This is a genomic window from Halapricum desulfuricans, assembly GCF_017094465.1.
In the GTDB taxonomy this organism is placed as follows: domain Archaea; phylum Halobacteriota; class Halobacteria; order Halobacteriales; family Haloarculaceae; genus Halapricum.
Map to the genome: position 1 here is coordinate 1756640 of NZ_CP064791.1, position 26202 is coordinate 1782841.

32 protein-coding genes and 1 tRNA gene are annotated in these 26202 nt (G+C 64.5%); 19 read left to right on the forward strand and 14 right to left on the reverse strand.

Annotation, left to right across the window (positions count from 1 at the left end; translation table 11 throughout):
- Positions 1–10 precede the first annotated feature (10 nt).
- Genes HSEST_RS08965 through HSEST_RS08975 form a run of 3 tightly spaced genes read right to left on the reverse strand, consistent with a single transcriptional unit; the run spans position 11 to position 2815 of the window.
- A complete protein-coding gene (locus HSEST_RS08965) occupies positions 11–703 on the reverse strand; it encodes a 6-hydroxymethylpterin diphosphokinase MptE-like protein (RefSeq protein WP_229120596.1) in 693 nt (230 codons plus the stop codon).
- A gap of 1 nt (position 704) precedes the next feature.
- Positions 705–1889, reverse strand: coding sequence for a dihydropteroate synthase (gene folP, locus HSEST_RS08970; protein ID WP_229120597.1), 1185 nt, complete (start codon positions 1887–1889; stop codon positions 705–707).
- Between the two features lie 44 nt (positions 1890–1933).
- Complete coding sequence (locus HSEST_RS08975; RefSeq protein ID WP_229120598.1) at positions 1934–2815, reverse strand: DUF7537 family lipoprotein; 882 nt, start codon at positions 2813–2815, stop codon at positions 1934–1936.
- Between the two features lie 177 nt (positions 2816–2992).
- On the opposite strand from HSEST_RS08975, the gene HSEST_RS08980 reads away from it, so the two are divergent.
- Positions 2993–3763: a creatininase family protein gene (locus HSEST_RS08980; RefSeq protein ID WP_229120599.1), complete on the forward strand. Its 771-nt coding sequence runs from the start codon at positions 2993–2995 to the stop codon at positions 3761–3763.
- Positions 3764–3804: 41 nt separating this feature from the next.
- On the opposite strand, the gene HSEST_RS08985 is transcribed toward HSEST_RS08980, so the two are convergent.
- Together HSEST_RS08985 and HSEST_RS08990 are read right to left on the reverse strand one after the other, a co-directional pair.
- Positions 3805–3966 (reverse strand): ribbon-helix-helix protein, CopG family, encoded by a 162-nt coding sequence (locus tag HSEST_RS08985; protein ID WP_229120600.1) that lies wholly within the window; start codon positions 3964–3966, stop codon positions 3805–3807.
- A gap of 82 nt (positions 3967–4048) precedes the next feature.
- On the reverse strand, positions 4049–4534 hold the full coding sequence (locus HSEST_RS08990; protein ID WP_229120601.1) for a DUF555 domain-containing protein: 486 nt from the start codon (positions 4532–4534) through the stop codon (positions 4049–4051).
- Positions 4535–4619: 85 nt separating this feature from the next.
- Here HSEST_RS08990 and HSEST_RS08995 point away from each other — a divergent pair, with 85 nt between their 5' ends.
- The gene (locus tag HSEST_RS08995; RefSeq protein ID WP_229122980.1) at positions 4620–5543 is read left to right on the forward strand and encodes a DNA-3-methyladenine glycosylase family protein; all 924 of its coding nucleotides are present in this window, start codon (positions 4620–4622) and stop codon (positions 5541–5543) included.
- 233 nt (positions 5544–5776) lie between these two features.
- Here the strand turns inward: HSEST_RS08995 and HSEST_RS09000 are convergent.
- Positions 5777–5861, reverse strand: a tRNA-Leu gene (locus tag HSEST_RS09000).
- A gap of 150 nt (positions 5862–6011) precedes the next feature.
- Between HSEST_RS09000 and HSEST_RS09005 the strand changes: the two genes are divergently transcribed.
- Both HSEST_RS09005 and HSEST_RS09010 read left to right on the forward strand, forming a co-directional pair.
- Positions 6012–6515 (forward strand): helix-turn-helix domain-containing protein, encoded by a 504-nt coding sequence (locus HSEST_RS09005; RefSeq protein WP_229120602.1) that lies wholly within the window; start codon positions 6012–6014, stop codon positions 6513–6515.
- Positions 6516–6593: 78 nt separating this feature from the next.
- Positions 6594–7127 carry an HAD family hydrolase gene (locus HSEST_RS09010; RefSeq protein ID WP_229120603.1) on the forward strand — a complete coding sequence of 178 codons (534 nt, stop codon included), beginning with the start codon at positions 6594–6596 and terminating at the stop codon, positions 7125–7127.
- On the opposite strand, the gene HSEST_RS09015 is transcribed toward HSEST_RS09010, so the two are convergent.
- Entirely contained in the window at positions 7100–7348 is a 249-nt protein-coding gene (locus HSEST_RS09015) for a DUF5822 domain-containing protein (RefSeq protein ID WP_229120604.1), read from the reverse strand. The genes HSEST_RS09010 and HSEST_RS09015 overlap by 28 nt on opposite strands.
- Positions 7349–7435: 87 nt before the next feature.
- Between HSEST_RS09015 and panB the strand changes: the two genes are divergently transcribed.
- The 7 genes from panB to ptsP all read left to right on the forward strand — a co-directional run bounded on the left by panB (position 7436) and on the right by ptsP (position 15018).
- On the forward strand, positions 7436–8245 hold the full coding sequence (gene panB, locus HSEST_RS09020; protein WP_229120605.1) for a 3-methyl-2-oxobutanoate hydroxymethyltransferase: 810 nt from the start codon (positions 7436–7438) through the stop codon (positions 8243–8245).
- A 172-nt stretch (positions 8246–8417) separates the two neighbouring features.
- Positions 8418–8648 (forward strand): DUF7127 family protein, encoded by a 231-nt coding sequence (locus HSEST_RS09025; RefSeq protein ID WP_229120606.1) that lies wholly within the window; start codon positions 8418–8420, stop codon positions 8646–8648.
- Complete coding sequence (locus tag HSEST_RS09030; RefSeq protein ID WP_229120607.1) at positions 8645–10915, forward strand: CDC48 family AAA ATPase; 2271 nt, start codon at positions 8645–8647, stop codon at positions 10913–10915. The genes HSEST_RS09025 and HSEST_RS09030 overlap by 4 nt, the downstream gene beginning before the upstream one ends.
- 67 nt (positions 10916–10982) lie before the next feature.
- Positions 10983–11963, forward strand: coding sequence for an isocitrate/isopropylmalate dehydrogenase family protein (locus tag HSEST_RS09035; RefSeq protein WP_229120608.1), 981 nt, complete (start codon positions 10983–10985; stop codon positions 11961–11963).
- 108 nt (positions 11964–12071) lie between these two features.
- On the forward strand, positions 12072–12986 hold the full coding sequence (gene pfkB, locus HSEST_RS09040) for a 1-phosphofructokinase (RefSeq protein ID WP_229120609.1): 915 nt from the start codon (positions 12072–12074) through the stop codon (positions 12984–12986).
- Positions 12987–13061: 75 nt separating this feature from the next.
- Positions 13062–13334 (forward strand): HPr family phosphocarrier protein, encoded by a 273-nt coding sequence (locus HSEST_RS09045; RefSeq protein WP_229120610.1) that lies wholly within the window; start codon positions 13062–13064, stop codon positions 13332–13334.
- Positions 13327–15018 carry a phosphoenolpyruvate--protein phosphotransferase gene (ptsP, locus tag HSEST_RS09050; RefSeq protein WP_229120611.1) on the forward strand — a complete coding sequence of 564 codons (1692 nt, stop codon included), beginning with the start codon at positions 13327–13329 and terminating at the stop codon, positions 15016–15018. Before HSEST_RS09045 ends, ptsP begins: the two co-directional genes overlap by 8 nt.
- A gap of 46 nt (positions 15019–15064) precedes the next feature.
- On the opposite strand, the gene HSEST_RS09055 is transcribed toward ptsP, so the two are convergent.
- Positions 15065–17155: a DUF4397 domain-containing protein gene (locus HSEST_RS09055; RefSeq protein ID WP_229120612.1), complete on the reverse strand. Its 2091-nt coding sequence runs from the start codon at positions 17153–17155 to the stop codon at positions 15065–15067.
- 337 nt (positions 17156–17492) lie between these two features.
- On the opposite strand from HSEST_RS09055, the gene HSEST_RS09060 reads away from it, so the two are divergent.
- From HSEST_RS09060 to HSEST_RS09070, 3 genes are read left to right on the forward strand one after another with little or no spacing between them, the layout of a single operon-like run.
- Entirely contained in the window at positions 17493–17768 is a 276-nt protein-coding gene (locus tag HSEST_RS09060) for an ArsR/SmtB family transcription factor (protein ID WP_229120613.1), read from the forward strand.
- Between the two features lie 46 nt (positions 17769–17814).
- Complete coding sequence (locus HSEST_RS09065) at positions 17815–18123, forward strand: hypothetical protein (protein WP_229120614.1); 309 nt, start codon at positions 17815–17817, stop codon at positions 18121–18123.
- A 57-nt stretch (positions 18124–18180) separates the two neighbouring features.
- Positions 18181–18906 carry a ribosome assembly factor SBDS gene (locus HSEST_RS09070; protein ID WP_229120615.1) on the forward strand — a complete coding sequence of 242 codons (726 nt, stop codon included), beginning with the start codon at positions 18181–18183 and terminating at the stop codon, positions 18904–18906.
- Between the two features lie 8 nt (positions 18907–18914).
- On the opposite strand, the gene HSEST_RS09075 is transcribed toward HSEST_RS09070, so the two are convergent.
- The 4 genes from HSEST_RS09075 to HSEST_RS09090 all read right to left on the reverse strand — a co-directional run bounded on the left by HSEST_RS09075 (position 18915) and on the right by HSEST_RS09090 (position 20514).
- Complete coding sequence (locus HSEST_RS09075) at positions 18915–19355, reverse strand: adaptin protein (RefSeq protein ID WP_229120616.1); 441 nt, start codon at positions 19353–19355, stop codon at positions 18915–18917.
- 16 nt (positions 19356–19371) lie between these two features.
- A complete protein-coding gene (locus HSEST_RS09080; protein WP_229120617.1) occupies positions 19372–19686 on the reverse strand; it encodes an FUN14 domain-containing protein in 315 nt (104 codons plus the stop codon).
- Positions 19687–19746: 60 nt separating this feature from the next.
- Positions 19747–20247 carry a 2'-5' RNA ligase family protein gene (locus HSEST_RS09085; protein ID WP_229120618.1) on the reverse strand — a complete coding sequence of 167 codons (501 nt, stop codon included), beginning with the start codon at positions 20245–20247 and terminating at the stop codon, positions 19747–19749.
- Positions 20248–20340: 93 nt separating this feature from the next.
- Entirely contained in the window at positions 20341–20514 is a 174-nt protein-coding gene (locus HSEST_RS09090) for a DUF7554 family protein (protein WP_229120619.1), read from the reverse strand.
- Between the two features lie 186 nt (positions 20515–20700).
- Between HSEST_RS09090 and HSEST_RS09095 the strand changes: the two genes are divergently transcribed.
- The gene (locus HSEST_RS09095; RefSeq protein ID WP_229120620.1) at positions 20701–20931 is read left to right on the forward strand and encodes a hypothetical protein; all 231 of its coding nucleotides are present in this window, start codon (positions 20701–20703) and stop codon (positions 20929–20931) included.
- 14 nt (positions 20932–20945) lie between these two features.
- On the opposite strand, the gene uppS is transcribed toward HSEST_RS09095, so the two are convergent.
- Positions 20946–21866 carry a polyprenyl diphosphate synthase gene (uppS, locus tag HSEST_RS09100; protein WP_229120621.1) on the reverse strand — a complete coding sequence of 307 codons (921 nt, stop codon included), beginning with the start codon at positions 21864–21866 and terminating at the stop codon, positions 20946–20948.
- Positions 21867–21955: 89 nt separating this feature from the next.
- Here uppS and HSEST_RS09105 point away from each other — a divergent pair, with 89 nt between their 5' ends.
- From HSEST_RS09105 to HSEST_RS09115, 3 genes are all read left to right on the forward strand, one after another.
- The gene (locus tag HSEST_RS09105; protein WP_229120622.1) at positions 21956–22369 is read left to right on the forward strand and encodes a DUF5778 family protein; all 414 of its coding nucleotides are present in this window, start codon (positions 21956–21958) and stop codon (positions 22367–22369) included.
- 110 nt (positions 22370–22479) lie between these two features.
- Positions 22480–23817: a glutamyl-tRNA reductase gene (hemA, locus tag HSEST_RS09110; protein ID WP_229120623.1), complete on the forward strand. Its 1338-nt coding sequence runs from the start codon at positions 22480–22482 to the stop codon at positions 23815–23817.
- Between the two features lie 52 nt (positions 23818–23869).
- Positions 23870–24544: a DUF502 domain-containing protein gene (locus tag HSEST_RS09115; protein WP_229120624.1), complete on the forward strand. Its 675-nt coding sequence runs from the start codon at positions 23870–23872 to the stop codon at positions 24542–24544.
- Between the two features lie 3 nt (positions 24545–24547).
- Here HSEST_RS09115 and HSEST_RS09120 read toward each other — a convergent pair whose 3' ends face one another.
- Positions 24548–25300: a GNAT family N-acetyltransferase gene (locus tag HSEST_RS09120; RefSeq protein WP_229120625.1), complete on the reverse strand. Its 753-nt coding sequence runs from the start codon at positions 25298–25300 to the stop codon at positions 24548–24550.
- Positions 25301–25456: 156 nt separating this feature from the next.
- Between HSEST_RS09120 and HSEST_RS09125 the strand changes: the two genes are divergently transcribed.
- Entirely contained in the window at positions 25457–26173 is a 717-nt protein-coding gene (locus tag HSEST_RS09125; RefSeq protein WP_229120626.1) for an HD domain-containing protein, read from the forward strand.
- The last annotated feature ends 29 nt before the right edge of the window (positions 26174–26202 follow it).

A 26202-nucleotide genomic window follows, 5' to 3' on the forward strand; every position in this document is an offset into this window, starting at 1 on the left:
CGCACCAACGCTACGGGTCGATCGGATCGATCCCGTCACGTCGTCCGTCGAGCACGCCGAACCGATCGCCGCGGCGGCGTTCGAGCCAGTGAAGCAGCCGTTCGGCCCAGCGGAGTTTGCGGCGCTTCGTCGGGCCGACCGTCGGATCGTCGAACGCCCAGCCGGGGAAGACGAGCTCGCTCGCGCCGAAGTGATCGGCCAGAAACGCCGCACGGTCGCCGTCCGTGAACCCGCCGAAGTTCCGAACCGGGTGACGCGGGGCGGCCTGGGTGGTGGGAATCACCGAATCGAGCCGACAGCGTGGGACGTACTCCCGGATCACGATCGCGTTGTCGCCGTGGGCGTGGATCGCGACCGGCGTCTCGTAGTTCGTCAGTCGGACGGCAGTGTCTGGCTCCCCGTCGAGATCAGTGACCAGACAGTCCACGGCGATCCCGTTCGCGAGCAACCGCTGTCCGGCGCTTGAGGCGGCGACGACGGTGTCAGCCGCACGAGCAGTGGCCAGTTCGTCCTCCAGGGAAGGGGCCGCGCCGGCGATCGCCACGCGCTCACCGGTGAAATCGAGCCCGTCGCCGAAGGTATCCGCCTCCGATGCGCGCAGGAGTCCGGCGTACACGTCGCGGGCGCGCTCGTCGTCCACCCGGTCGTAGCCCATGTCGGCGAGGATCCGCTCGTAGACCGGTTCCCAGGTGTTAAAATCCATCTCAGTCGAGCCGCTCCGCGATCGTCGCGAGTGCGTTGCCGAGGGCGCCACCGTCGATATCGCTCGCCAGCGCACGGAGCGCGGCCGGCGACCCGACCAGCAGGTCGCTGTCGCCGTCGCCCGGCGCGTAGACGCCGCCGTGTGCCGGCACGTGCGTGTCGAGCCGATCGCGCTCGGTCGGCGACAGTCCCGTGAGTTCGAAGACAGAGACGACCGACTGCGTGGCCGTCGCCGGCTCGGCACCGACGCGCTCGCAGTGGCGCTCGGCATCGCCGACCGTCTGCACGTCGAGTTCCTCGATGTCGATCGCGCCGTCGTCGATACGCTGACGGGTGAACGCGTCCCCGACCAGGGCGGCGTCACGCGTCTCGGCCACGTCGTGGGTTCGAATGACATGTGCGCCACGTTCGACCGCCATCGACGTGGCCGCCAGACTGACCGGCAACGCCTCCTCAGTCGAGCGATCCGCGATCGACCGGAGGAAGTTCTTGCGGTTGATCGAGACCAGGAGTGGTCGTCCAAGTCCCCGAAACTCCCGGAGCCGTCGGAACGTCTCACGGTCGTCCTCGATCGTCTGGGACTCGCTCCAGCCGCCAAAGGCCGGATCGACGATCGTCTTCTCGGTGAGGCCGTGCTGTTTGAGCGCCTCGTAGACCTGATCGACGTACTCGGCCTGGCGTGCCCACTCCGGCGACCGTCGATCGGCCCAGGGCGTCTCCTCGACGGCGCCGGGCCGTTCCAGATCCGGCGGACTCGCCATCTTCGCCACGGCGACGTCGTACTCCCTGCAAATCTCGGGCATCTTCGGGTCCGCGAACCCGGCGATGTCGTTGATCATATCGAACCCCCGATCGATCGCGCGCTCCGCGACCTCGTGATAGCGCGTCTCGATGGAGAACACGGCGTCGCCGCCCACCGACTCGATCGTCTCGATCGCGATATCGAGTCGGTCGAGTTCCTCCTGTGCGGAGAGCACGTCGAAGCGCTTGTTCGCCGATTCGAGCCCGATATCGACGATATCGGCGCCCTGGTCGATGAGTTCGCGATCGACGTATGCGGCCGCCTCGCTCGGGTCGTCATAGACGCTCGGATCGTACGGTGACTCGCGGCTGACGTTGAGTACACCCATGATACGCGGCGGATACCCGTCGCCGACCTGCAAGCCGGCAGCGTCGACAGTCTGCATGTCCGTCCAGACGACCCGGGAGAAGAAAAACGGCAGGGAGGCGGCTAGCCCGTCGTGTTGACGTTGTCAGTCCAGTCCGGCTCCTCGACGGTCGTCGCGTCGACATCCGTCACCGTATACTGGTAGGCGAGAGTGAGCTCGGCGCCCTGGACGGTCGTCCCCGAGGCGCGGATCGTCGTCCGCGTGATCAACCCGTCGTCGGTGACGAGCATCGTCGCGTTGAACGTCTCAAGTTCAGAGAACGACGAGCCGATGCCCGAGGAGAGTGCAGGTAGTCGGTCCCGACCGCTCGCGGTGTACTTCTGGACGGTCTCGTTTTGGAACTCGGTCGTTCCGTCCTCTAGCAACGACGCGTTCATGTTGTCGTACAGGGTCGTCCACCCGACCGACGTGAAGTTGACCGGCGTCGGTTGTGCGGACATGTTGTACGGCTCCTGGTCGTAGTAATACTGCGCGTCCTGGACCTGTGTCGAGTTCGTCCGCTGGAACGTTTCGTCCCCAGCCGTGTATTTCACGGAGTTCTGCTGCAGCGAACCCTGTGACGATGACTGACTTACTGCGGCAGTCTCCAGCCCGACCTGTTCGGCAAGGTCGTAATACGTGACGACCTCGGTGGTCGAAACGCTCGGACTCCCGTTGACCGTATACTGCTCGAGTATCTGCGCGCCCTCGGTCAGCGAGTCCGCGGATTCGACCTGCGTCTCGTGGCCGGCAGCTAATTCGTCGAAGTCGACGTCACTTTGCGGTGTCGTCTCGTTCGGTGTCGTGGTCTCTCCTGGTGTCGTCTCGTTCAGCGGCTCGCCGTCAGTGGACGTGACGCTGGGGGTTCCGTCGCCGCCGGTGTTACAGCCGGCAAGCGCGACGAGCCCCACCGCCAACAGGACGAGCAGCACCTGTTTGGTCTTCGGGGACAGTAGTCGGTCCATCGACTCGCTATTTCATATGAACGGGGATAAGTGATGTCTTTCGTGCGGACTGCTGTAAGCGGTTCCGGAGTGACTGCCCGAAGTCGGGCGGTCGTGGCGATGAGCCTTCAGCAGTCCGTATGGTTCCGAGTTGCCCCTCTCGGCACGTTGAAGTGGCCACTCGCCCGTACGTGTCGTATGTACCTCGCTGCGGAAGCGTGGCCGGATCTGGAATCGTATTTCGAGTCTGAATCGCTCGCGATCGTCCCGCTCGGCTCGACTGAACAGCACGGCCCACATCTCCCCGAAGGGACCGACCACCTGATCGCCGAGGGGTTCGCTCGCGAGACCGCGTCCCGGACCGGATATCTCTGTACCCCGACGATCAACGTCGGCGTCAGTCCCCACCATCGGCAGTTCCCCGGGACGATGTGGGTCGATCCCCCGGTGTTCCGGGACTACGTCGAAAGCTTCTCTCGAAATCTCGCGTATCACGGGATCGACCGAATCGTGTACGTGAACGCTCATGGCGGCAATGTCCAACACCTCCGGGAAGTGGGTCGGCGTTTGCACGAAGACGAGGTGGCGTTTGCTGTGGAGTGGATGTGGGACGAGAGTATCCCTGAGCTGGTCGACGACGTGTTCGAGCAGAACGGCCCGCACGGCGGTCCCAAGGAGACCGCACTGATCCAGTATCTCGAATCCGACCTCGTTCACGAGGATCGCCTCGAAGACGCCAGAGACGGTGGCGTGCCGGACATCGAGGCCGCCGAGACGACGAAGTTCGGCGCTCGGACCTTTTACGACGCGGTCGACAACTCGGACAACGGCGTGTTCGGCGACCAGACCGACGCGACAGCCGAAAAAGGCGAACGGCTGTTCGAGGCAGCTACCGATCAGCTCGTCCAGCTCTGTGACTGGCTCGACGGCCAGGACATCGAGGAGTTACTCCCCGAACCGCGCGTCTGAGCGGTTCCGTCGAGACGATTACGCCACCACGACGTGCGGAGTCACTCTTCTTTGCGGGACTTGAGCCACCGATCCAGACACTCCCGGATCGCAGCGTCGCGATTGCCGCGGTGCTCGGTGAACGCCACGTCGTCGAGCGCCTGCAGCGTCTCCTCGTCGAACTCGATGGTGACCGTGTCCATGTCGAGAAACGTCTCGTCCATTACCCACAACTGGGGTGTTTCGGGCCCAAATAGGTTCGTCAGACGCGCGTCACAGAACGAACAGCAACCCACCAGGCCAGGACTACTCGTCGATGAGCTCTTCGAACTCGGGCAGGATGTCCTCGTCCGTGTCAGCGTCCGTCGTCTCGCGATCGGCTGACGCCTCGTCGGTGTCGGAGGCAGTCTCCTCGGCTGTCGATGTCTCGTCGCTCTCCTCGTCGTCCGATTCGTCCTCGATCTCCTCGATTTCGAGGACTTCCAGCGGGATGTTCTCCAGACGCTGCCCGATCTCCTTGCGTGCGATCCGGGCCGCGTGTTCGTCGCGTTCGACGTTGAACACCGTCATCTCCAGTTCGAGTGCGACGAGGCTCTCGTCGGCGGCGATGTACGCGGGTTCGAGTTCCTCACCACAGTGTGGACAGGACCGACTGCCCATGTTGATCTCGACGTAGTTGAGATCGGGATTGAGCATCTCGCCCGTCTTCGAGATGGCGATCCGAACCGCTTCGTCGGGTGTCTCCACGTCGTAGACGGGAACGGCAGCCTCGACGACAACTCGACAGTTCATATATTGGTATTACTGTCCCACCGATATGAAGGTTAGCCACAAGGAACCGCAACCGAAAAGCGACTGGCTCCCCGAGCGCGACCGAATGAACGCTGGACGGATCGACGTGGCTGAACTGGACGGCGGGCTCGATCTGCAGGCGACCATCGAGAGCGGGCAGTCGTATCTCTGGCGACGCCCGGACGGAGAGATGTACGACGGCGACGAGCAGCGCGGCGGCGACGCCTGGTACGAGACAGTAGTCCGGATCGACGACGGATCGATCCGTCTCGACGCCGGCGACCCGGTCGTCGTTCGCGTCCGTCAGGACGACAGCCACCTCGACTGGGAGTCGACGACCGACGCCGAGTGGATCGTGCGATCGCTGCTCCGGCTGGACGACGACCTGCCGGCGATCCGCGCGGCAACGCCCGACGACGAGTTACTCGAACGCGCCTACGACCGATACTGGGGGCTGCGTCTAGTGGCTGATCCGCCCTTCGGCACGCTGATCTCGTTCATCTGTTCGGCACAGATGCGCGTCTCACGGATCCACGGGATGCAGGTCGCACTGGCCGAGACGTTCGGCGAGACGGTAACTGCCGACGGGCGCTCGTATCCGGTGTTTCCGACGCCGGAGCAACTCGCGGCCGCCACGGAGTCCCAGTTGCGCGATCTCGGGCTCGGCTACCGCGCCCCGTACGTCCAGCGGACCGCGGAGATAGTCGCCTCCGGAGACGCCCACCCCGAGTCAGCACGCGACCGGCCCTACGAAGACGCCCGGGAGTACCTGACACAGTTCGTCGGCGTCGGCGAGAAAGTCGCCGACTGCGTTCTGCTGTTCGCGCTCGACTTTCTGGAAGCGGTCCCGCTAGATACCTGGATCCGGACGACGATCGAGGAGTACTACCCCGACTGTGACCGCGGCAGCTACGCCGAGACGTCCCGGGCGATCCGACAGCGTCTGGGCGGCGAATACGCCGGGTACGCACAGACGTACGTCTTTCACTACCTTCGCAACGAGGAGTGAGTCGTCCTGAGTTCGAAAAGAGACTCGCCTTTGCCGCGTGCGCCGTGCGTTCCTCGTAGGGTTCGAATCGGCTGACGATTACAGTCGCTCGCGGGTTTGCGAGCGACAGAAATGCGTGGGACCGGATTCGAACCGGACCGAGAAATGCTCGCTCCCGATGGTCGCTGCGCGTTCCTCGTTGGGTTCGAATCCTCATCACGATTTTGTCACTCACGGTTTGTTCGTGACAAAAATGCGTGGGACCGGATTCGAACCGGCGGACCCCTACGGGACAGCGCCCTCAACGCTGCGCCGTTGGCCTGGCTTGGCTACCCACGCACGCTGTGGGATTCTGCATCCGTGTATTTCCGAGGGGGAGTAAAATGACTGTCGGTTCGGTCCGCCTCCGGGAGTCAGTGACGTGTCGCCTCCGGTCGAGACGGAATTCAAAACGGTTGTTTCAAGACGACCAATCCATAATACGGAGGTATGGCAAAATACTCGACCGGCGGTGGTTCCGGCGACACCGGCGGGAGCTGCGAGCTCTGCGGTGCGACCGACGCCTCGCTCGAGACGGTCAACATCGCTGGCGCACAACTCCAGGTGTGTTCGAGCTGTGCCCAGCACCGCGACGACGCGAAAGGCACCACAAGCGAGACCGACTCCGAGAGGACGGATACCGACCGAAAAAAGCGGGCCGCCCAGAACGCGGCACGGATCCACGACGCCCAGCAAGCCGACGCATCACACTGGGAGGACGGCGCGGACTACGACGACGATCAGCTCCCATACCTCGTCTCCGATTACGGACGGCGTGTGACCGAGGCGCGACAGGACGCGGGTCTGCAACGCGAGGAGTTGGCCGACGATCTCGGCATCGACGAATCGGAACTGCTCGCGGTCGAACAGGCCCGTGCGACCCAGGCCGGCATCGGCGGCTCCGTCATCACCGCTCTGGAGGACCGACTCGACATCGAACTGGCCGACACCTGACTCATTCTCACGAAAAGCTGGCCTCTCACACACCGCGACGGGCGAAGTAATTAGGCGATACCGGCCGAAACCGCACACGTGAGCGACGCGTACGAGGCCATCGTCTACGATCTCGACGGGACACTGGTAGAACTGGATGTCGACTGGGGACAAGTCCGTCAGGAGGTCGCTGCCATCCTCGAAGCACGCGGCGTCGATACTGACGGCGCGACGCTGTGGGACCTGTTCGATCGCGCTAGAGCGGCCGAAGAGCACCCCGCCGTCGAGCAGCGGGTCGCGGAGTTCGAACGGGAGGGCGCCCGAACGTCGAGGCGTCTCCCGCTGGCGGCGGAACTGCCGCGCGAGGAGGCGACCGGGGTCGTTTCGCTGAACGCCGAATCAGCGTGCCGGATCGCGCTCGAAGTCCACGGACTCGACAGCGCCGTCGACGTGCTGGTCGGGCGTGACACGGTCGACGAATCGAAGCCGCACCCCCAGCCGTTGCGGGCCGCGCTTGCGTCCCTGGACGCGTCTCCGGATCGATCCCTGTTCGTCGGGGACTCGGCGTCGGACGCCGAGACGGCACGACGGGCCGGCGTCGACTTTCAGTCAGTCTCGGACCGGCTCGACTGACGGCGCGCGTACACGTACACGAAAGTCGCAGTCAGGAACCAGACGAGGGCACCGACCCGCACTGCGAAGGCGGCGCGTGCGCCCCACGACGCGAGCTCGACGAACGCCGAGGTGACTGCGACGACCGGCGCGCCGACGACAATCGTCGTGACGAACGTGACCTGCATGACCCAGCCGTAGTCGACGCCGTCCGGATCGGTCGTCTCGACGCGGGCAGGCATGTCAGCCGATCCGCGCTCACGACTCGAATCCGTTTCGGTTCTGGCAAGCCGACTGGGTTTTTCCTTCTCCCGCCCGAACGGTCGGGCATGCGCGCGAAGGACATCCGGGAACGGAAGGGCGACGACGAACCGCTGACGATGCTAACGGCCTACGACGCGCCAACAGCCGCAGTCCTCGAAGAGGCAGGGGTCGAGATGTTGCTGGTCGGCGATTCGGTCGGGAACCTCCGGCTCGGCTACGATTCGACGATTCCCGTCACCGTCGACCAGATCGCGAGTCACACGGCCGCGGTCGCACGGGCGAGCGACGAGGCGATGGTCGTCGCCGACATGCCGTTTCTCTCGTTCGGCGCCGATCCGGACGAGGCGGTCGAACACGCCGGACGGATGCTCAAGGAGGCCAACGCCGACGCTGTCAAGATCGAGTCCGGTCCCCACACGGTCGAACTCACCAGGCGACTCACGCAACTCGGCGTCCCCGTGCAAGCACACCTCGGGCTGACACCGCAACACGAAAACGAGACCGGCCTCTTCCGACAGGGCACCGAGGAGTCCGCCGCCAAGCAGATTCTCGATCTGGCCCACAAACACGAACGTGCGGGGGCGTTCTCGCTGGTGCTCGAACACGTGCCCGCGAACGTCGCCCGGCAGGTGACCGAAGCGATTTCCATCCCCACGATCGGCATCGGGGCCGGTCCGGACTGTGACGGCCAGGTGCTGACCGTCGACGAAGTGATCGGCCTCTCCGAATCTGCCGCGCCCTTCTCGGAGGTGTTCGGGGACGTCCGCGGCGAGATGCGCTCGGCCGTCGAATCCTACGTCGCCGCCGTCGAATCCGGCGAGTTCCCGGCCGACGACCACAGCCACTACGAGGACGACATCGACGACCTGCACTGATCCCGGTGGTGTGCCAATGGCACGAACAACCCGCCGTTCAGTGTTGTCGTACCCGACCGCCGGGCAGCCCCAGAGTGTGAACCGCAATTCAGCCGTTATGTGCTAAACCGACCCCGTACCCCACCAAATCTAGGAAAGATTTATATAGAAGTACTACTAACTTGGAGTTAGCATGACTGCAACCCAACGGTTAGACGAGGACATGCCGGTGAGCCGCTACGAGTACGATGACAGCGTGGTGTTGGCGGCCGATCTGGGCGCGAGCGAGGCCACCGCCGAGATCGTCGGCGACACAGTCATTGTCGTCGCCGAGCCCGAGCAGTACGATCTGGCCCTGCCCGAGGGTGAGGATGCACGAGCGTTTATCAAAAACGGCGTTCTCACTGTCGAGGTGGAGCGATGAAACTCACTGTCAAACCGCTCAAGCAGAAGGACGCGGGCCGGGGGCTCGCCGCGATCGACCGGGTCGCGATGGACGAACTCGACCTGGAGAACGGCGATTACATCGTCCTCGAGGGTCGCCAGGGCGGGCGCGCCGTCGCGCGCGTCTGGCCGGGGTATCCCGAGGACAGCGGCGAGGGTGTCATCCGGGTCGACGGACGGCTCCGCCAGGAGGCCAACGTCGGGATCGACGACGCGGTCGAAGTGGAGAAGGCGGACGTCAAGCCCGCCCGGTCGATCACGGTCGCACTCCCGCAGAACCTCCGCGTGCGCGGGAACATCGGCCCGCACGTCCGCAACAAGCTCAGCGGACAGGCTATCACGCAGGGTCAGACCGTTCCGTTCTCGCTGGGGCTGGGCCCGATCTCGAACGTCGGCGGCCAGAAGATCCCGCTGAAGATCGCCGAGACCGACCCCGAGGGGACGGTCGTCGTGACCGACCAGACCGAGATCGAGATCAGCGAACAGCCCGCCGAGCAGATCACCGAAGGGACTGCCCAGGACGAACGCGAGACGCCAAACGTCACCTACGAGGACATCGGCGGGCTGGACGACGAACTCGAACAGGTCCGGGAGATGATCGAACTCCCGATGCGCCATCCCGAACTGTTCCAGCAGCTGGGGATCGAACCGCCGAAGGGCGTCCTGTTGCACGGCCCGCCGGGGACCGGCAAGACGCTGATGGCCAAGGCCGTTGCCAACGAGATCGACGCCTACTTTACGACGATCTCGGGGCCGGAGATCATGTCGAAGTTCTACGGCGAGAGCGAAGAACAGCTCCGGGAGATCTTCGACGAGGCCGAGGAGAACGCGCCGGCGATCGTCTTCATCGACGAACTCGATTCGATCGCGCCCAAGCGCGGCGAGACCTCCGGTGACGTCGAGCGCCGCGTGGTCGCCCAGCTGTTGAGCCTCATGGACGGGCTCGAAGCACGCGGTGACGTGATCGTCATCGGCGCGACCAACCGCGTCGACGCGATCGATCCCGCGTTGCGCCGCGGCGGTCGTTTCGACCGGGAGATCGAGATCGGCGTCCCCGACCGGGACGGCCGCAAGGAGATCCTGCAGGTCCACACCCGCGGGATGCCCCTCGTCGAGGGCATCGATCTCGATCACTACGCCGAGAACACCCACGGGTTCGTCGGGGCCGACCTCGAGCAGCTGAGCAAGGAGGCCGCGATGAACGCGCTCCGACGGATCCGTCCGGAGATCGACCTGGAAGCCGACGAGATCGACGCCGAGATCCTCGAGTCGATGGAGGTCACCGAGACTGACTTCAAGGAGGCCCTGAAGGGGATCGAGCCCTCCGCGCTCCGTGAGGTCTTCGTCGAGGTGCCGGACACCACCTGGGAGGACGTTGGCGGTCTGGAAGACACGAAAGAGCGCTTGCGCGAGACGATCCAGTGGCCACTGGAGTACCCGCAGGTCTTCGAACAGATGGACATGCAGGCCGCGAAAGGCGTCCTCCTGTTCGGCCCGCCGGGGACCGGCAAGACGCTGCTTGCCAAGGCCGTCGCCAACGAAGCCCAGAGCAACTTCATCTCCGTGAAGGGGCCGGAACTGCTCAACAAGTACGTCGGGGAAAGCGAGAAGGGCGTCCGCGAGGTCTTCGAGAAGGCCCGCTCGAACGCCCCCACGGTGGTGTTCTTCGACGAGATCGACTCCATCGCCGGCGAGCGCGGCCAGGGCATGAGCGATTCCGGCGTCGGCGAACGGGTCGTCTCCCAGCTGCTGACTGAACTCGACGGGATCGAAAGCCTCGAAGACGTGGTCGTCATCGCGACGACGAACCGGCCGGACCTGATCGATTCCGCGCTGTTGCGTCCGGGCCGGCTGGACCGCCACGTCCACGTGCCCGTTCCCGACGAGGAGGCACGCCGGAAGATCTTCGAGGTCCACACGGTGGACAAACCGCTGGCCGACGACGTCGATCTAGACGAACTCGCCGCCGAGACCGACGGCTACGTCGGTGCGGACATCGAAGCGCTGTGCCGCGAGGCTTCGATGGCTGCCAGCCGGGAGTTCATCAACAGCGTCTCGCCGGAAGAAGTCGACGAGAGTATCGGCAACGTCCGGATCAATCGCGAGCACTTCGAGGCCGCGATGGACGAGGTCGGCCCAAGCGTCGACGAGGAGACGCGCGAGCGCTACGAGGAGATCGAGGAGCGCTTCGATACCGCCGAGAGCGAACTCGACGACAGCGGAAGCGTCAGCCGGACGTTCCAGTAGCGAGCCGGTCTGATTTCTGCGGCCGCCGACCGATACGCTCTTTTCGACGCCCGCGCGAACTCGACGCATGAGTCACCAGATCGCGGTGATACCCGGCGACGGAATCGGACAGGAAGTAACGCCTGCAGCCGTCGAAGTACTGGAAACGCTCGATATCGATTTCGAGTTCGTCGAGGGCGAGGCCGGCGATTACGTCGCAGAAGAGACCGGCGAGCCGCTCCCCGAGGCGACCGCCGACCTCGCACGCGATGCGGACGCCACGCTGTTCGGCGCGGCCGGCGAACACGCCGCGGACATCATTCTCCCGCTGCGTGAGATCGTCGGCTCCTACGCCAACGTCCGCCCGGCGAAGGCGTATCCCGGGCTAAACGCCGTCAAACCCGAGACGGACATCGTGTTCATCCGCGAGAACACCCAGGGCGTCTACTCGAAGATCGAAAGCGAGATCGCCGACGGTGTCTCCACGCTGACCCGCGTGATCACCCGCGACGCCTCCCGGAAGATCGCGGAATACGGTTTCGCGTACGCCGAGGAACACGGCTACGAGAACGTCACCATCGCCCACAAAGCGAACGTCATGCGCGAAACCGACGGGATGTTCCTGGAGGCTGCCGAGGACGTAGCGGCCGAGCGAGGGGCCGACTACGACACCGCGCTAATGGACGCGCTGGCGATGAAGCTCGTGATGAACCCCGAAGACTACGGCGTGATCATCACGCCGAACCTCGCTGGCGACGTCCTCTCGGACCTGGCGGCCGGACTCGTCGGCGGACTCGGGCTGTTGCCCAGCGCCAATATCGGCGACGACAACGCACTGTTCGAACCGGTCCACGGCTCCGCGCCCGACATCGCCGGCCAGGGCATCGCGAACCCCTCAGCGATGATCCTCTCGGCCGCGATGTTGCTCGATCACCTCGGATACGACGAACAGTCGACCCGCGTCACCGAAGCCGTCGAAGCCGTGCTGGCTGACGGGCCACACACGCCGGATCTGGGCGGCGACGCCTCGACCGAGGCGTTTACGGCAGCCGTGATCGACCAGCTGTAGACGTTACGAACAGTACTGGCCGACCGGAGACGGATCGACCCGTTTATCACTCCCCGCCGAGTCAACACCGGCTAGTAGACCGCGCCGTGTGACGGCGTGTCGATAGCCATGATACTGACAGTAACACCGAATCCGGCAGTCGACCAGACGATCGAGATGGAGGAACCGCTCGAAGCCGACGCCGTTCAGCGCTCGACCGGCGCACACTTCGACTCTGGGGGCAACGGGATCAACGTCTCGCAGTTCGTCACTGCGCTGGGCCACGAGACACGGGCGACCGGCATCGTCGGTGGCTTCACCGGCTATTTCATCAAGCAAGATCTCAAGCGATTCGACGTGCCGATCGACTTCTGTGAGGTCGACTCGGCGCCGACCCGTATGAACACGGCGATCCTGGCGCCGAATCACCAGTACCGGCTCAACCAGTCCGGCCCCGAAGTCGACGGCGAAGTCGTCGACGAACTCGTGGCCGTCCTCGAGGAGTACGACCCCTCGATCGTCAACATCGGCGGCAGCCTCCCACCGGGAATGGAACCGGAGGACATCGACCGGCTCGCGGGGGCCGGTGACTGGGACACCGCTCTGGACATCCACGGCGACGACATGATGGCCCTGGAGGGGACCTACGAGTACGTCAAACCCAACGAGATCGAACTGGAGGAAGCGACCGGCATCGAAGTGACGGACATCGACGACTGTGCGGAGGCCGCCCGACAGCTCCGGGGCGAAGGGTTCGAGCGCGTCATCGCGTCGCTCGGCTCGGAAGGGGCGATGATGGTCACGCCCGAGGAGACGCTGTACGCGCCCGCCCTCGACGTAGAGGTCGTCGACACCGTCGGCGCCGGCGACTCGATGTTCGCCGCCATCATGTGGGCCTACGAGCAGGGCTGGGACGATGAGCGAGCGCTGCGTGCCGGCGTGGCCACCTCGGCGAAAGTCGTCGGTCACTCCGGGACAGGCGTCCGCCAGCTCGACCCGACGGATCTGATGGACGACGTCCGGGTCTGGACGCTCAAAGGCTGAGCCGTTCGGCTGTTTGCTACCGCCACAGTTCTGTATCGCCGAAAGAGGTAACGAGTAGCCTGTGCAATAGACTGTATGGAACGAAAAATAACAATTGTCCCGGAAGCAGGGTTGCACGCACGGCCGGCGTCGAAACTGGTCGAGACGGCCAACGAGTTCGAGTCCGAACTGCAGATCGCCGCCGACGGCGAGGACCCGGTCGACGCGCGTAGCATGCTCGCAGTGTCGAGTATGGCCGCCGAGCAGGGCGAGGAAGTCCGACTGATCGCCGACGGCGATGACGCCGAGGCCGCGCTGGACGCGCTGGAGCGGGTCCTCACAACGCCGGAGGACGAGTACGATGAGTGAACGGACGCTAGAAGGAATCGGCGTCACACCGCTGTCTGGCGTCGGAACGGTCGTCTGGTATGACCAGGAAGTCGAACTATCCGAGCCGCCCGCGCCGGAGGACGTCGATACCGACGCCGAACACGATCGCTTCTCGAACGCGCTCGGCACGGCGCGCGAGGAGCTGCAGGCCGAACGCGACCGGACCGCCGAGGAAGTCGGCGAAGACGAGGCCGAGATCTTCGACGCACACCTGCAGTTCCTCGACGATCCGCAGATCACCGGTGCCGTCGAAGACGCGATCGACGAGGGGCTGCCCGCCGAGCACGCCATCCAGGAGGGTTTCGAGGGCGCGATCGAACAGCTGGAAGCGGCAGGCGGCCGGATGGCCGAGCGCGCGGACGATCTGCGTGACATCCGCGACCGATTGCTCCGGATCGCCACCGACGCCGAGCGTCTCGACCTGTCGGAACTGCCCGAGGGAACGGTCCTGCTCGCGGAGATGCTCACGCCCAGCGACACCGCACAGCTCGATCCTGATCGGGTGGCCGGCTTCGCGACCGCGAAAGGCGGTCGGACCTCCCACGCGGCGATCTTCGCCCGCTCGATCGGCATCCCGGCGGTCGTCGGCGTCGGGGAAGACCTGCTCGACATCGAAGCCGACGCCGAGGTCGTCGTCGACGGGGACGCCGGCAACGTGATGGTCGACCCCGACGAGGAGACCCGCGAGCGCGCCGCGGAGGGCCGCGACGTTGAGATCCGGACGGACCGCGTCGAGACGGCCGACGGCCAACCCGTCGAAGTGGCGGCGAATATCGGCACCGCCGCGGAACTGGAGGGCGCAGTCGCGCAGGGCGCCGACGCAGTCGGGCTGTTCCGGACAGAGTTCCTGTTTCTCGACCGGGAGACGCCGCCGGACGAGGACGAGCAACTGGAGACGTACGTCGAAGCGCTTGACGCGTTCCCGGAGGGGCGCGTGGTCGTGCGGACACTGGATATCGGCGGCGACAAGCCGATCCCGTACGTCGAGGCCGAGGAGGAGGACAATCCGTTCCTTGGAACGCGGGGGATCCGCCGGTCGCTCGGGCCTGACGCGGAGCTGTTCCGCACGCAGCTACGGGCGTTGTTGCGTGCGGGTGCCGAGGGCGACGGTGACCTGGCCGTGATGTTTCCGATGGTCGCGACTGTGGAGGAGGTCGACCGGAGCCTGGAGATCGTCGAGGACGTGGCGTCGGAGTTAGACGAGGCGGAGATTGACTACGCCGTGCCCGAACTCGGCGTGATGATCGAGACGCCGGCCGCGGTGTTCATGGGCGAGCAGCTGGCCGAGCGGCTCGATTTCTTCTCGATCGGGACCAACGACCTCACCCAGTACGTGATGGCCGCATCACGCCAGAACGAGGCGGTCGCGGACCTGCACAACCCGCGCGACCCGGCCGTATTGCGCGCGATCGATCAGGCCGTCGACGCGGCCCACGCTGGCGACGCCTGGATCGGCATGTGCGGCGAGATGGCGGGCGATCCCGAGCTAACCGAGTTGCTGCTCGGACTGGGGCTGGACGAACTGAGCATGAGCGCGGTGACGATCCCGGACGTGAAGGCGAACGTGGTCGAGACCGACACGGCCGAGGCCCGGGAGTTCGCGGAGCGAACTCTCGCGAGCGAGACGAAGGCACAGGTGAGCGAACTGCTCGACAGTCGATAGAAGGAATTCGGCAGGAGCCGAACGGCACATCGGCTCCAGTGTGTGACTACTGAGTGCTGTCCTGCGCGACAAGTAGATCGAACGCCTCGTCGGCCGGCTCGTCGTCCGGGGTCAAATAGCCCGCTGCGAAGGCCGTATAGACCGTCCCGCCGCCGAGGCTGACATCGAAGTCGGCAACGACCTCGCCGTCGTTTGTGTCGGTGTCGCCGCGGATCTCGACTGTGTAGTCGTTGGCCGCGACTTCGACGTAGCCGGAGCCACCGTACGGGACGCCGTCGAAGAGCACGACGTCGCCGCCGGCCGCCGTCACGTCGACTGCGGGCGCGTCCGGCGACACGTGGACGACCCGGAGACGCGACTGATCGGAACCGACCTCGCTGTTGTCGTCTTCGAGTACGAGCGGCTCGAACGGTTGATCCGCGTCGTCCCCAAGTTCCCCGGTTGCTGCGACCGTGTAGTCAGTGTCCGGGGCGACCGTCACCGGACCGGAGAACACGGACGTGTCCGGATCGCCGGCGGCCGTGATTTCGATCTCGTGTTCGGCGGCCGGCACGGTCAGGTAACTGCTCACGGCACCGAAGGCGACGTCCTCCAGTACGGCGTCACCGTTCACGTAGACGTCGACGTTCGGCGCGTTCGGTGACATGTGAGCGACGCGGAGACGACCCTCAGGTTCCGGCGCCGGGCCGCGACCGTCGACAGTCGCCACGAGCAGGTCGAACGGGGTGTTCGCGGGCTCGTCGTCGGGCGTCAGGTAGCCCGCGGCGAAGGCCGTGTAGACGGTCCCGCTCTCCAGCGTGAGTTCGTAGCTCGCGACGATGTCGCCGTCGTTGTCCTCGGTGTCCCCACGGATCTCGACTGTATACGTCCCGGCCTCGATGTCGACGGTCCCAGACTGGCCGTACCCGACGCCGTCGAAGAGGGTGACCGCGCCCCCGTTGGCTGTGATGTCGACGGCTGGTGCGTCCGGCGACGCGTGGATGACCTTGAGGCGGGCAGTCTCGTCGTCCAGTTCACTGTTGTCGTCGTCGAAGACGAGCGGCTGGAAGGGCCTGTCTCCATCATCGCCGAGTTCGCCGCTCGCCGAGATCGTGTAGTCGGTGTCGCCTTCTACGGACACCGTTCCAGTGAAGACCTCGGTGTCCGGATCTCCAGCGGCCGTGATCGTCACGTCGTGATCGCCCGCCGGGACCGACAGATAGCCACTCACCGCACCGAACGCGACGTCTTCCAGCACCGCGTTGCCGTCGACGTAGACATCGACGTTCGGAGCGTTGGGCGACATATGTGCGACCCGGAGCCGTCCCTCGGGTTCCGGTTCCGGTGCGGGGCCGCGCCCGTCGGCAGTCGCCACGAGCAGGTCGAATGGGGTGTTCGCGGGTTCGTCGTCGGGCGTCAGATAGCCGGCAGCGAAGGCCGAATAGGTGGTGCCGCCCTCTAGCGTGAGTTCGTAGCTCGCGACGATATCGCCGTCATTGTCCTCGGTGTCGCCGCGAATTTCGACAGTGTACGTGCCCGCATCGACCTCGACGGTCCCGGACTGACCGTACGCGACGCCGTCGAAGAGGGTGACTGCGCCCCCATTGGCCGTGATGTCTACGGCTGGTGCGTCCGGCGAGGTGTGGACGGCCTGCAGACGGGCCGTCTCCTCGTCGAGTTCGCTGTTGTCGTCCGCCAGCACGAGCGGTTCGAACGGCTGATCCGCGTCGTCGCCGATCTCACCGATGGCTGCGACCGTGTAGTCGGTGTCGGGGTCAAGCGTGACCGTCCCCGAAAAGACTGCCGTGTCGGGCGTCCCCGCGGGCGTGATCTCGACGTCGTGGTCGCCGGCCGACACGGAGAGATACCCGCTCACGGCACCGAACGCGACGCCTTCCAACACCGCGCTACCGTCGACGTAAACGTCGACGTTCGGGGCGTCGGGCGACATATGCGCGACTCTGAGCCGAGCCTGCTCCGGTTCGGGTGTCGGCGTGTCGGTCGCCGTCTCCGTGTCGGTCTCCGTTTCCGTATCGGTGTCCGACTCGGTCGTCCCGTTGCCATTCCCGTCTCCGTCAGTACAGCCGGCCAGTGCGATGGTCGAGCTCGCTCCGATCCCCACCAGCAGTTTGCGCCGCGTCGTTAGCTTGTCTGTCATGGACACCTGTATCTGACAATGAAAGACGGTTAACAATTTCCGAAGATCAGACTCAAATTCGTCGCGAAAGTGCCGAAGTTCACGCGTAAAACCCTTCACAATCCAATCTGTTTTTGAGAGAGAATTGCGTCTGATCTACCAAAACCCATATCTTGTTGGTTCGGATAGGTCAGACCGATGGGTTCGTTCATGCGGCCACACCCGCTCATACCAGGCGCTGCCGACAGCCGCTGCCGCCTTCGAGCCTCTCGGTCGGACAGCCGCCGATCGCCAACTCCCGGAAAGGGAAGTGTCCGACCGATGGGTTATTTTGTGCCGAGAGCGGATCAAATGGCATATGGAGGCGGTGCTATGGCAAACGTTAGCCGGGACGCGGGGCGGTCCCAACCGGGCGCGTATTCTGCGTGCGCTCGACGACCGGCCGCGCAACGCCAACCGCCTCGCGGAGGAGCTCGATCTCGCGTACAACACCGTCAGACATCACCTCGATGTGCTGGAAGACAACGAGATCGTCACGAGTACCGACGAGAGTTACGGCGTAGTGTACCTCCCGAGCGGGCGGGCGCGCCAGCACTGGGACACCATCGAGGAGATCGCCTCACAGGTAGAATAATGACCGACAGCCGAACTCGAACGCGCGGGGCACAGGGAGACCGACTATGACGTATCTCGAAACGCTCCTGGACGCTGCGCGTGTCGCGGCGACACTGAATATCGTCCTGTTGACGGCATTGATCGTCATCTGGGGACGGCTCTATCGGGAGATCAGATCGACGTTCACGCTCGGCTCGATCGTCTTCGCCGGGTTTCTCCTCGCGGAAAACGTCGTCGCGCTGTGGTACTACTTGAGCGCACCGACCGCCACGCCCGCGCTGCTGACGGTCCCACTCGCTGTCGAAGTCATGATGGCCCTCCAGATCCTGGAAGTCTTCGGCATCGCGACGCTGCTGTACATCACCTGGCAGTGAGAGCGGTTGTCCCGAGTTCGGAAACACCTTTTACCCGTCCCCAAGTAGGACCGATATATGATATCCCTTGACGAAGCAGTCACGGCTCGCCTGGAGAGTCACGGCGAGCGCTTCGAAGTGTTAGTCGATCCGGACGCTGCCCTGGCGATCAAGCGTGGGGAGTTCGACGGCGAGCTCGAGGACGTCATCGCCGCCGAGGACGTCTTCGAGAACGCCTCCCGAGGGGACCGCCCACCCGAGAACGCGCTGGAGGAGGTGTTCGACACGACCGATCCGCTGGAGATCATCCCGGAGGTGATCGAGCGCGGGGAGATCCAAATCACGGCCGAACAGCGCAAGGAGATGCAAGAACAGAAACGCAGGCAGTTGATCCAGCGGATCACGCGCAACGCGGTCAACCCGCAGATGGACGATGCGCCCCATCCGCCCGAACGCATCGAGTCCGCCCTGGAGGAGGCCGGCTTCCGAGTCGACCCGATGGAGCCAGTCGAAAATCAGGTCGATGAGGCGCTGGACGCGCTCCGGCCGGTGATCCCGATCCGGTTCGACGAGGTGACCATCGCCGTCCAGTTGCCGCCGGATTATGCGGGCAGTGGGCAGGCCAGGATCCGCGAGTTCGGCGAACTTCAGCGCGAGGAGTGGCAGAACGACGGCTCATGGGTCGGGGTCATCCAGTTCCCGGCCGGTCTGCAGAACGACTTCTACGACCTCGTCAACGAAGTCTCCAGTGGGAGCGCCGAAACGCGGATGATACAGGACGAGGACGACATCAGCCGGCGGTAGTGAGGGGACTACTCCGGTACGTCGAGAGTGAGTTCCCCGGTACGGACCGCGTCGACGAACTCCCAGGGGAAGTAATGCGACCAGCCGTCGACATACGAGAGGTCCTTGTCGTCGACGACGACGTAGCCGTCCGCATCCGGGAACAGCTCCGCGAGCATCTCGACGCGGCGGGCACGGCGGGGCCAGCCGTCGACGCTGTCGTCGTCGTCAGTTTCGGTAAACTCCCGATACCACTCGTTTTCTAGTTCCAGGACGGCCTCGCGAACGCCAGGGATCCCGGCCTCCGATTTCAGCTCCTGGTTGCCGATCGCCCAGACCTCGTGGTTCGTCTCGGCGTCCCAGTGTTCGATCCAGGAGAGCGGCACCGCCTCTTTGTTCGCGGGCGGGTTCACATCGACTGTCTGATCACGATCGAACGCCAGTATCAGTTGTCCAGGTGTAGTTGACATATGTCCCGAGAGTAGATTACGCTTTTTTGAATCCGACGGCGAACCCGCCGACGAAGCCGGCACCGACGCCGGCAGTGGAGATGAACGTCTCGACCCAGCTCTGGGCCTGCCTCGTGCCGGTTTCGCCGGCTTTCGTCAACCCGGCCGTCAGCCGGTTCCAGTCGACGGAGATGATCCCCCGCGATTCGAGATACTTGAACAGCACGAGTTCGGCACCGACGATGACCGCGATCACCTTCGCGATTTTCTTCGCAGCGAACCCGATGAACAGCCCGAGCGCGCCGCTACCGCCGACTTCTAACCCGAGTTGGGTCATATCGAGCTCTACCATATTCCTGTTGTCACTGTCGGGCGTAATGACTCTTGTGTCCCCTTGCAGACCATGTCGTGTTCACACGGGAAGCGAAAACTCCCGGACCGGCACGTTCCGGTGGCTGTCCCAGACGGACAGCCGATCGGCCGTCCAGCGGACCGGTTCGATCTCCCGGTCGGTAAGCCGACGCGCCGCGGCCAACTCGCCACCGCGTGCGATCGTCACGTGTGGCGTGTAGTCGTCACCTTCGATCCCCGCAACCGGATCGAACACCGTACACAGCCGCTCGTGTAACGCCCGGAGTGCGGGGCTCTCCACGGAGAGATACACGACCGGGGCAGAACCGGTCGGCGCCGTCTCGAACAGATCGATACCGGTCACTCGGAGGTCGAACGGCTCGACGCCCGTCAGTTCCGTGTGCACCTGCGTAGCGAGCCGAGCGCCGTCTCCATCGCCGAGTCGCTTGCCGACGAGCGTGTGTTGGCCGCGCTGGCGAGTACGGGCGCGCGGGAGCTCCCGCGCGAGTTCGCCGGCCAGTCGTGTCACCGTCGACGGCGGCGGGACGTTCAGGCTGTACACGGTCCTCGATAGACGGCTGCCGACAATAAGCGTCGCGATCCGACAGCCGCTACCAGTGGCAATCTGCGCGGAGATCGGCGCTTGCCAGCGGTCCTACAGGCGGTCGAACAGCCACAGCACGATCAACACGACGATCACCAGACCCAGCAGCGGCCGAAACGGTCCGAGTAACCAACCGAGGATCCCGAGGATTTCGCCAACGATCTCCAGGAGGACCAACACGACGACCAGTACGAGAACGATCTTCAGGAGGTCTTCCGCGTCCATGGATAGACGTGTGTCTGACACTCCCAAAGGTGTTGTGGCTGCGCCCGTATCGGATTCGATGCCGCACCGAGAAGCCGTGAGGCCGCTGCGTCGTTCTCTCATGATGTGTGATAACACCCATATAAGAATTAACTCGCCTCCGAATAAAGACTTATTACCGTCTGGCGTCTACAGTTAGATACAATCATGGCTGCAACACTACAATCCCAGCACACGGCACCGTTTACGATCAGTGAGGCGGATAGTGACGCGTTTCCCGGGACTGCGGTAGTCGCGAAAACGAAGCGCTACACCTTCTACTGGCTGGCCGGCGAGGAGCCGATCCTCCTGACAGTCAAAGACTACGATGGAACGAACGTCACCGGCGAGGTCGATCCGCCCGATAGCATGATCGAGCGGGTCGCACAGGCTGGCTAGGAAAGACGCCGCGATCAGTCCGCGGGTCGTTCGATGTCCGCCTGTTCACACAGCGCATCGGCCTGTTCGCGCGGGAGCCGATCGCGGAGCCGCCGCAGGATTCGGCCGCCGTCGCCGCGCTCTGATTCGATCGCGCGAACCAGCGCGAGCGCGCGCTGTACCCTGGTTTTGCGCCAGGACTGTGCCCTGGACTCGTAGGTCCGGATCGCACGCAGCAGGTCGACCTTCCGGAACTCCGGCCAGTACGGCGCACAGAAGTAGACGGCCGCCTCGTTGCCGTTGGCGTGCCACGGCAGGAAATTTGAGGTCCGTTCGTCACCGCCCGTCCGAATGATGAGATCGACGTCCCGGGTCGGCCCGTCGTAGAGTCGGTTCTCGATCGTCTCGACGTCGACGGCCGCGGGATCGATCTCGCCGTCGCGAACGTCCCGGGCGATGTCGCTGGCTGCGCCCAGCAGTTCCGCCCGTCCGCCGTACGCCAGCGCCACGTTGAGGTGGAACTGATCGTACGAACGCGTGCGTCTGTCGGCGTACGCAACGGCGTCCTGGACGCGCTCGGGCAGGCGATCGATCTCGCCGATCGCCCGGATTCGGACCCCGGACTCGTGAACCCGATCGGCATCGGCGAACTCGCGGAGTTTCTCCTCGAGCAGGTCAAAGAGCGCCTCGCGCTCCTCCGGCGGCCGGTTGAAGTTCTCCGTCGAAAAGGCATACAGCGTCAGTTCCTCGATATCCAACTGGGCACACCAGTCGAGCACCGCCTCCGTCGTCTCGGCGCCCTCGCGGTGTCCGTCGGTCGTCTCGGCCCCCTGCTTGCGGGCGTAGCGTCGGTTCCCATCCTGGATGACGGCGATGTGGTCCGGCGTTCCCGACAGTTCCCACTCCAGCAGCGTCTCGTAGAGGCGTGTTGCAGGTCCTCGAAGCAACGATCGCACGTTTCAGTAGTGACGGCGAGTCGATATGAGTGTTGTGTTCCGACCCGGACATCGTGAGGCGTATTAGGCCGGATGACACAGATCCACTAATGCCCGAGGAGATCATCGACGAGGAACTGTACCAGCAGGCCGAAGAACTGCTCGAGCCGGGCGAGATCGAGCTCAACGGCCTGATCGTACACACGGATCTCGGTCGCGACAAAGAGGCCGAACTGAACCAGACGACCATCGAGATCGGCGACATCGTCGCGGAACACGCTGCGCCCGACGAGGAGACGTTCGTCTATTCGGGCACGGACGACCCCGAGTTCGGACTCAACCAGCATCAGGGACTGACGCTCGAAGACGAGGAATTCGTCTGGGAGTGCCAGCAACTCCTCCGGGACGGAACGTTCCGCATCGTCTTCTATTACGAAGCCGACACCGACCAGGACGCGGTCCTGGAGGCCGTCTCCGAAGCCGGGTACACAGTCGTCGGTGTCGAGGGGCCACACTCTGAGTGACCCCGAGTGTGTCACACCGACACATCGGTCTTGGACAGATTTAGATACTGGCGGACGTAATATGACCTAGAGACAGACACCGTGATCGCATCGATAGCAGGTGAGAGTACGTGACAACGTCGACAGGCGTCATTACCGGTGTGAGCGTATCTCATCGGCAGGCCGACGTGGGCGAGATCGAGTCGGCAGCGGCGAGCAGTCAGCGCGCCGCGGTCGAGCGTCTCCTCGACCATGCGGCCGTCACGGAGGCGTTTGCCATCCAGACGTGCAACCGGGTCGAAGCCTACGTGGTCACCGACGACGCCGGGGCCGGACGGGCCGTCCTCGAATCGTACGCGGCCGACATCCCCGACTCGGTCCTCGAGTGGCTGGACCACGAGGCGAGTCTCCGTCACATGATGCGCGTGGCGAGCGGTCTGGAGTCGCTGGTCATCGGAGAAGACCAGATCATCGGCCAGGTCAGAGACGCCTACGAGGACGCCCGGAGTATCGGGGCCGTCGGGCCGGTGCTGGAAAGTGCGATCACCAAGGCGATCCACGTCGGCGAGCGCGCCCGCTCGGAGACGGCGATAAACGACGGAGTCGTCTCGGTCGGGAGTGCCGCCGTCGAGTTGGCCGCCACCGAGCACGACCTGACGGATGCGACGGCGACCGTGGTCGGGGCCGGCGAGATGTCGACGCTCGCGGCGAAAGCACTGGACGCCCGGACGGACGCCGATCGGTTGCTCGTGGTGAACCGGACGGTCGAACGGGCCGAACGCGTCCTCGATGCGGTCGAAATGGACGGACAGCCCCTCGGCATGGACGCGCTGGAGCGGGCAGTGTCGGCCGCCGACGTCGTCGTTTCGGCGACCGGTAAGCCTGACCCCGTCATCGATCCCTCGCTGGTAGCCGCGACCGGCGAGACCGTGGTCTTCGATCTCGCCCAGCCACAGGACGTGCCGGAGTCGGTCGGCGAACTGGCGAACGTGACGCGATACGATCTCGACGCACTCGAATCGGTGACGGAAGAGACGCGCGCCAAGCGTCGGGAAGCCGCACTGGCGGTCGAGGAGGTGATCAACGAGGCGTTCGAGGAGTTGCTCACCCAGTACAAGCGAAAGCGAGCCGACGAGGTCATCTCCGCGATGTACGAGGGTGCGGAACGTCGGAAGACGGCCGAGCTAGAGCAGGCGTTTGCAAAGCTCGATCTCGACGAGGAGGAACGCGAGGTCGTTGAATCGATGGCCGACTCGATCGTCAACCAGTTGCTCGCGCCGCCGACGAACGGGCTTCGGGACGCGGCCGAGGCCGACGACTGGTCGACGATCAACACGGCCCTGCAGCTGTTCGATCCGTCGTTTACCGACGAGGAGACGGACGGACTCGCGGCGATCGCCGAACACGCATCCGGAGGGAGCGAGGGGATGCCGCCGGCGATCCGAGATCGGCTCGACGACAGGACGTGATCGTCACACGCTGGCGGTCAACTTTTTTGCGGCTGCCGTCGGAGATGTACACGTGAACTGGAAGCGCCGAATCCGGAGCAGCTTCGTCACTGGGACGATACTGGTCGCGCCGCTCGTCGTCACGCTCGTCGCGTTACGGTTCGCACTCGGCTGGCTGACCGGCTTCGTCGAGCCGGTCGTCTCCGCGGGGAACCTCGCGCAGTTCACCGGCGACATCGAGTTTCTCGCACGGTTGCTGGCAGTCGTGGTCATGATCGTGTCCGTAGGCTTGGTCGGACTGTTCGCTCAGTGGAGCGTGACCAGCCGGTTCTTCGGGGGGTTCGGTCGACTCGTTGGCTTCATTCCGATGGTCCGCGTGATCTATACGGGCGTGCAGGGGGTCGCGAACTCGCTCGTCGAGTCGACCGACCGCTACAAGAGCGTCGTACTCGTAGAATACCCACGGGACGACGTCTATTCGCTCGGGTTCATCACCGCCGAAAGCCCGGAGAGCGTCACGACGGAGATCGGCGAGGCGTACAACGTCTACATCCCGAACAGCCCGAATCCGACCAACGGCCATCTCGCGCTCGTTCCGGAGTCGGAAGTCCACGAAATCGATATGTCGGTCCGGCGTGGCGTCCGATTGATGGTTACGACCGGGATCGCGGAGACGAAAGACGAACTCGAACAGTTCGACGCCGACATCAGCGGGGCCGTCGAGGCTGCGACCGAGTCGGACGACTAGGGACTATAGATACGCCGCGTCCCAGCGGGTCGGTTTGCGGCTGTTGCCGCAGTTGTCACATTCGATTCGACCCATCGCGTCCATCGCGTTGGCGAGTTGTTCGCAACTGCCACAGTAGTAGCCGTACCGTTCACCGCGGTCCCGATCGGCATACACAGGGTAGAACGGCCCCAGCGAGCCCCGTTCGGCGTCGTCCCGATCGGCGTACACCGTCTCACCGTCCGGCGTCTCACAGGCAGTGAGTCCGGACGGCTCCTCGATGTAGATGTTCTCGACGTGGGTGCGGCTGGCGATCTCGACGTCACGGCGGCCGATCCGCTGGAATCCCTGGCGTTCGAAGAAGCCGTTGCCCTCGCTGTTCTCCGCGAGCACCCGGCCCTGAATCGCGCTTGCTCCGCGTTCGTGGAGGCGATCCCGCGTCGCCTCGAACAGTTCGGTGCCGATGCGTTCGCCACGGTACGACGGATCGACGTGCAACCACAGCAACATCGCCGTTTGCTGGGTGTCAGACCGCTCGAAGACGGCCGCGTCCTCGAGTGTGCTCTCGGAGAATCCGACGACCTGGTCGTCGCGCTCCGCGACCAGCAGGAGGCTGTCCTCGTCGTTCAGTCGTTCACACAGGTTGTCTTCGGTGTACCACTCCTCAATCGCGCCGGTGATGGCTTGCGGGCTCAGCGAGTAGGACGTCTGCAGCGACCGCCGGGCGATGTCCCGGATCGCCGGCCGGTCCGCAGGCGTGGCAGGACGGACGTTCATGCCGGAATGTTCGTCCCCAGTCGTTAAAAAGACAGCCGCTCGTGCGAATTCTGCGCTCGTGGCAGGGGAATCATAAGAGTGTCGTAACGCTAAAGAGTCAAACACGCCTTTTAGTAGGTAACATGAACAACGAACGTGCAGTCGGGAGGGGGTTCTGTGGGTGTCGAGATTAAGGAGTCGCCGGTAACGGACGCCGAATTCGAGGCGATGCAGGAGTTCGTGCGCGACTACCTCAGGGCCAGCGTCGAGACCGAGGACGAGGGGGGCCGCATGCGGTGGTACCCCTGGCACTCGGCGAAGTACCGGTTCAACCACATCCTGAACGTCGTCGACCTCGCCGAGGAGATCGCTCGAAAGGAGGGCGCCAACGCCGACGTGACTCGAGTCGCGGCGCTGTTTCACGACGTCGCAAAGCTCGAAGCCGAGCAGGACCGCCACGCCGAGGTCGGTGCGAAGATCGCACAGGAGTACCTGACCACGCATGGGGACTATCCGCCGTCGTTCGTCGAGCAGGTCGTCGACGCGGTACGGGACCACTCCTATCAGGGCGAGCTAACGGATCTCGCGCTGGAGACGCAGTGTCTCATCGAGGCGGACATCCTCGACAAGGTCGGTGCCAACGGCGCGACGCTCTTGCTGTTGCGGATGGGCTATGAGTCCCGGACACACATGGACGCCGCCGAGATGGTCGGGCGCGTCCTCGAACGCGGACGGGACGCCAAAGAGCGCATCCGCAGCGACACCGCCGAAAGCGTCGCCCACCGCCGCATCAAGCGGGTGAAGTGGCTCAAGGAGTGGCTCGAAGCCGAGGTCGCGGATATGGACGCGGACGACCCATTCGATCCCGACAACGACGACCAAACAGAGCAGTAGATCGGATCGGCGACTCCAGCCAGTCGATC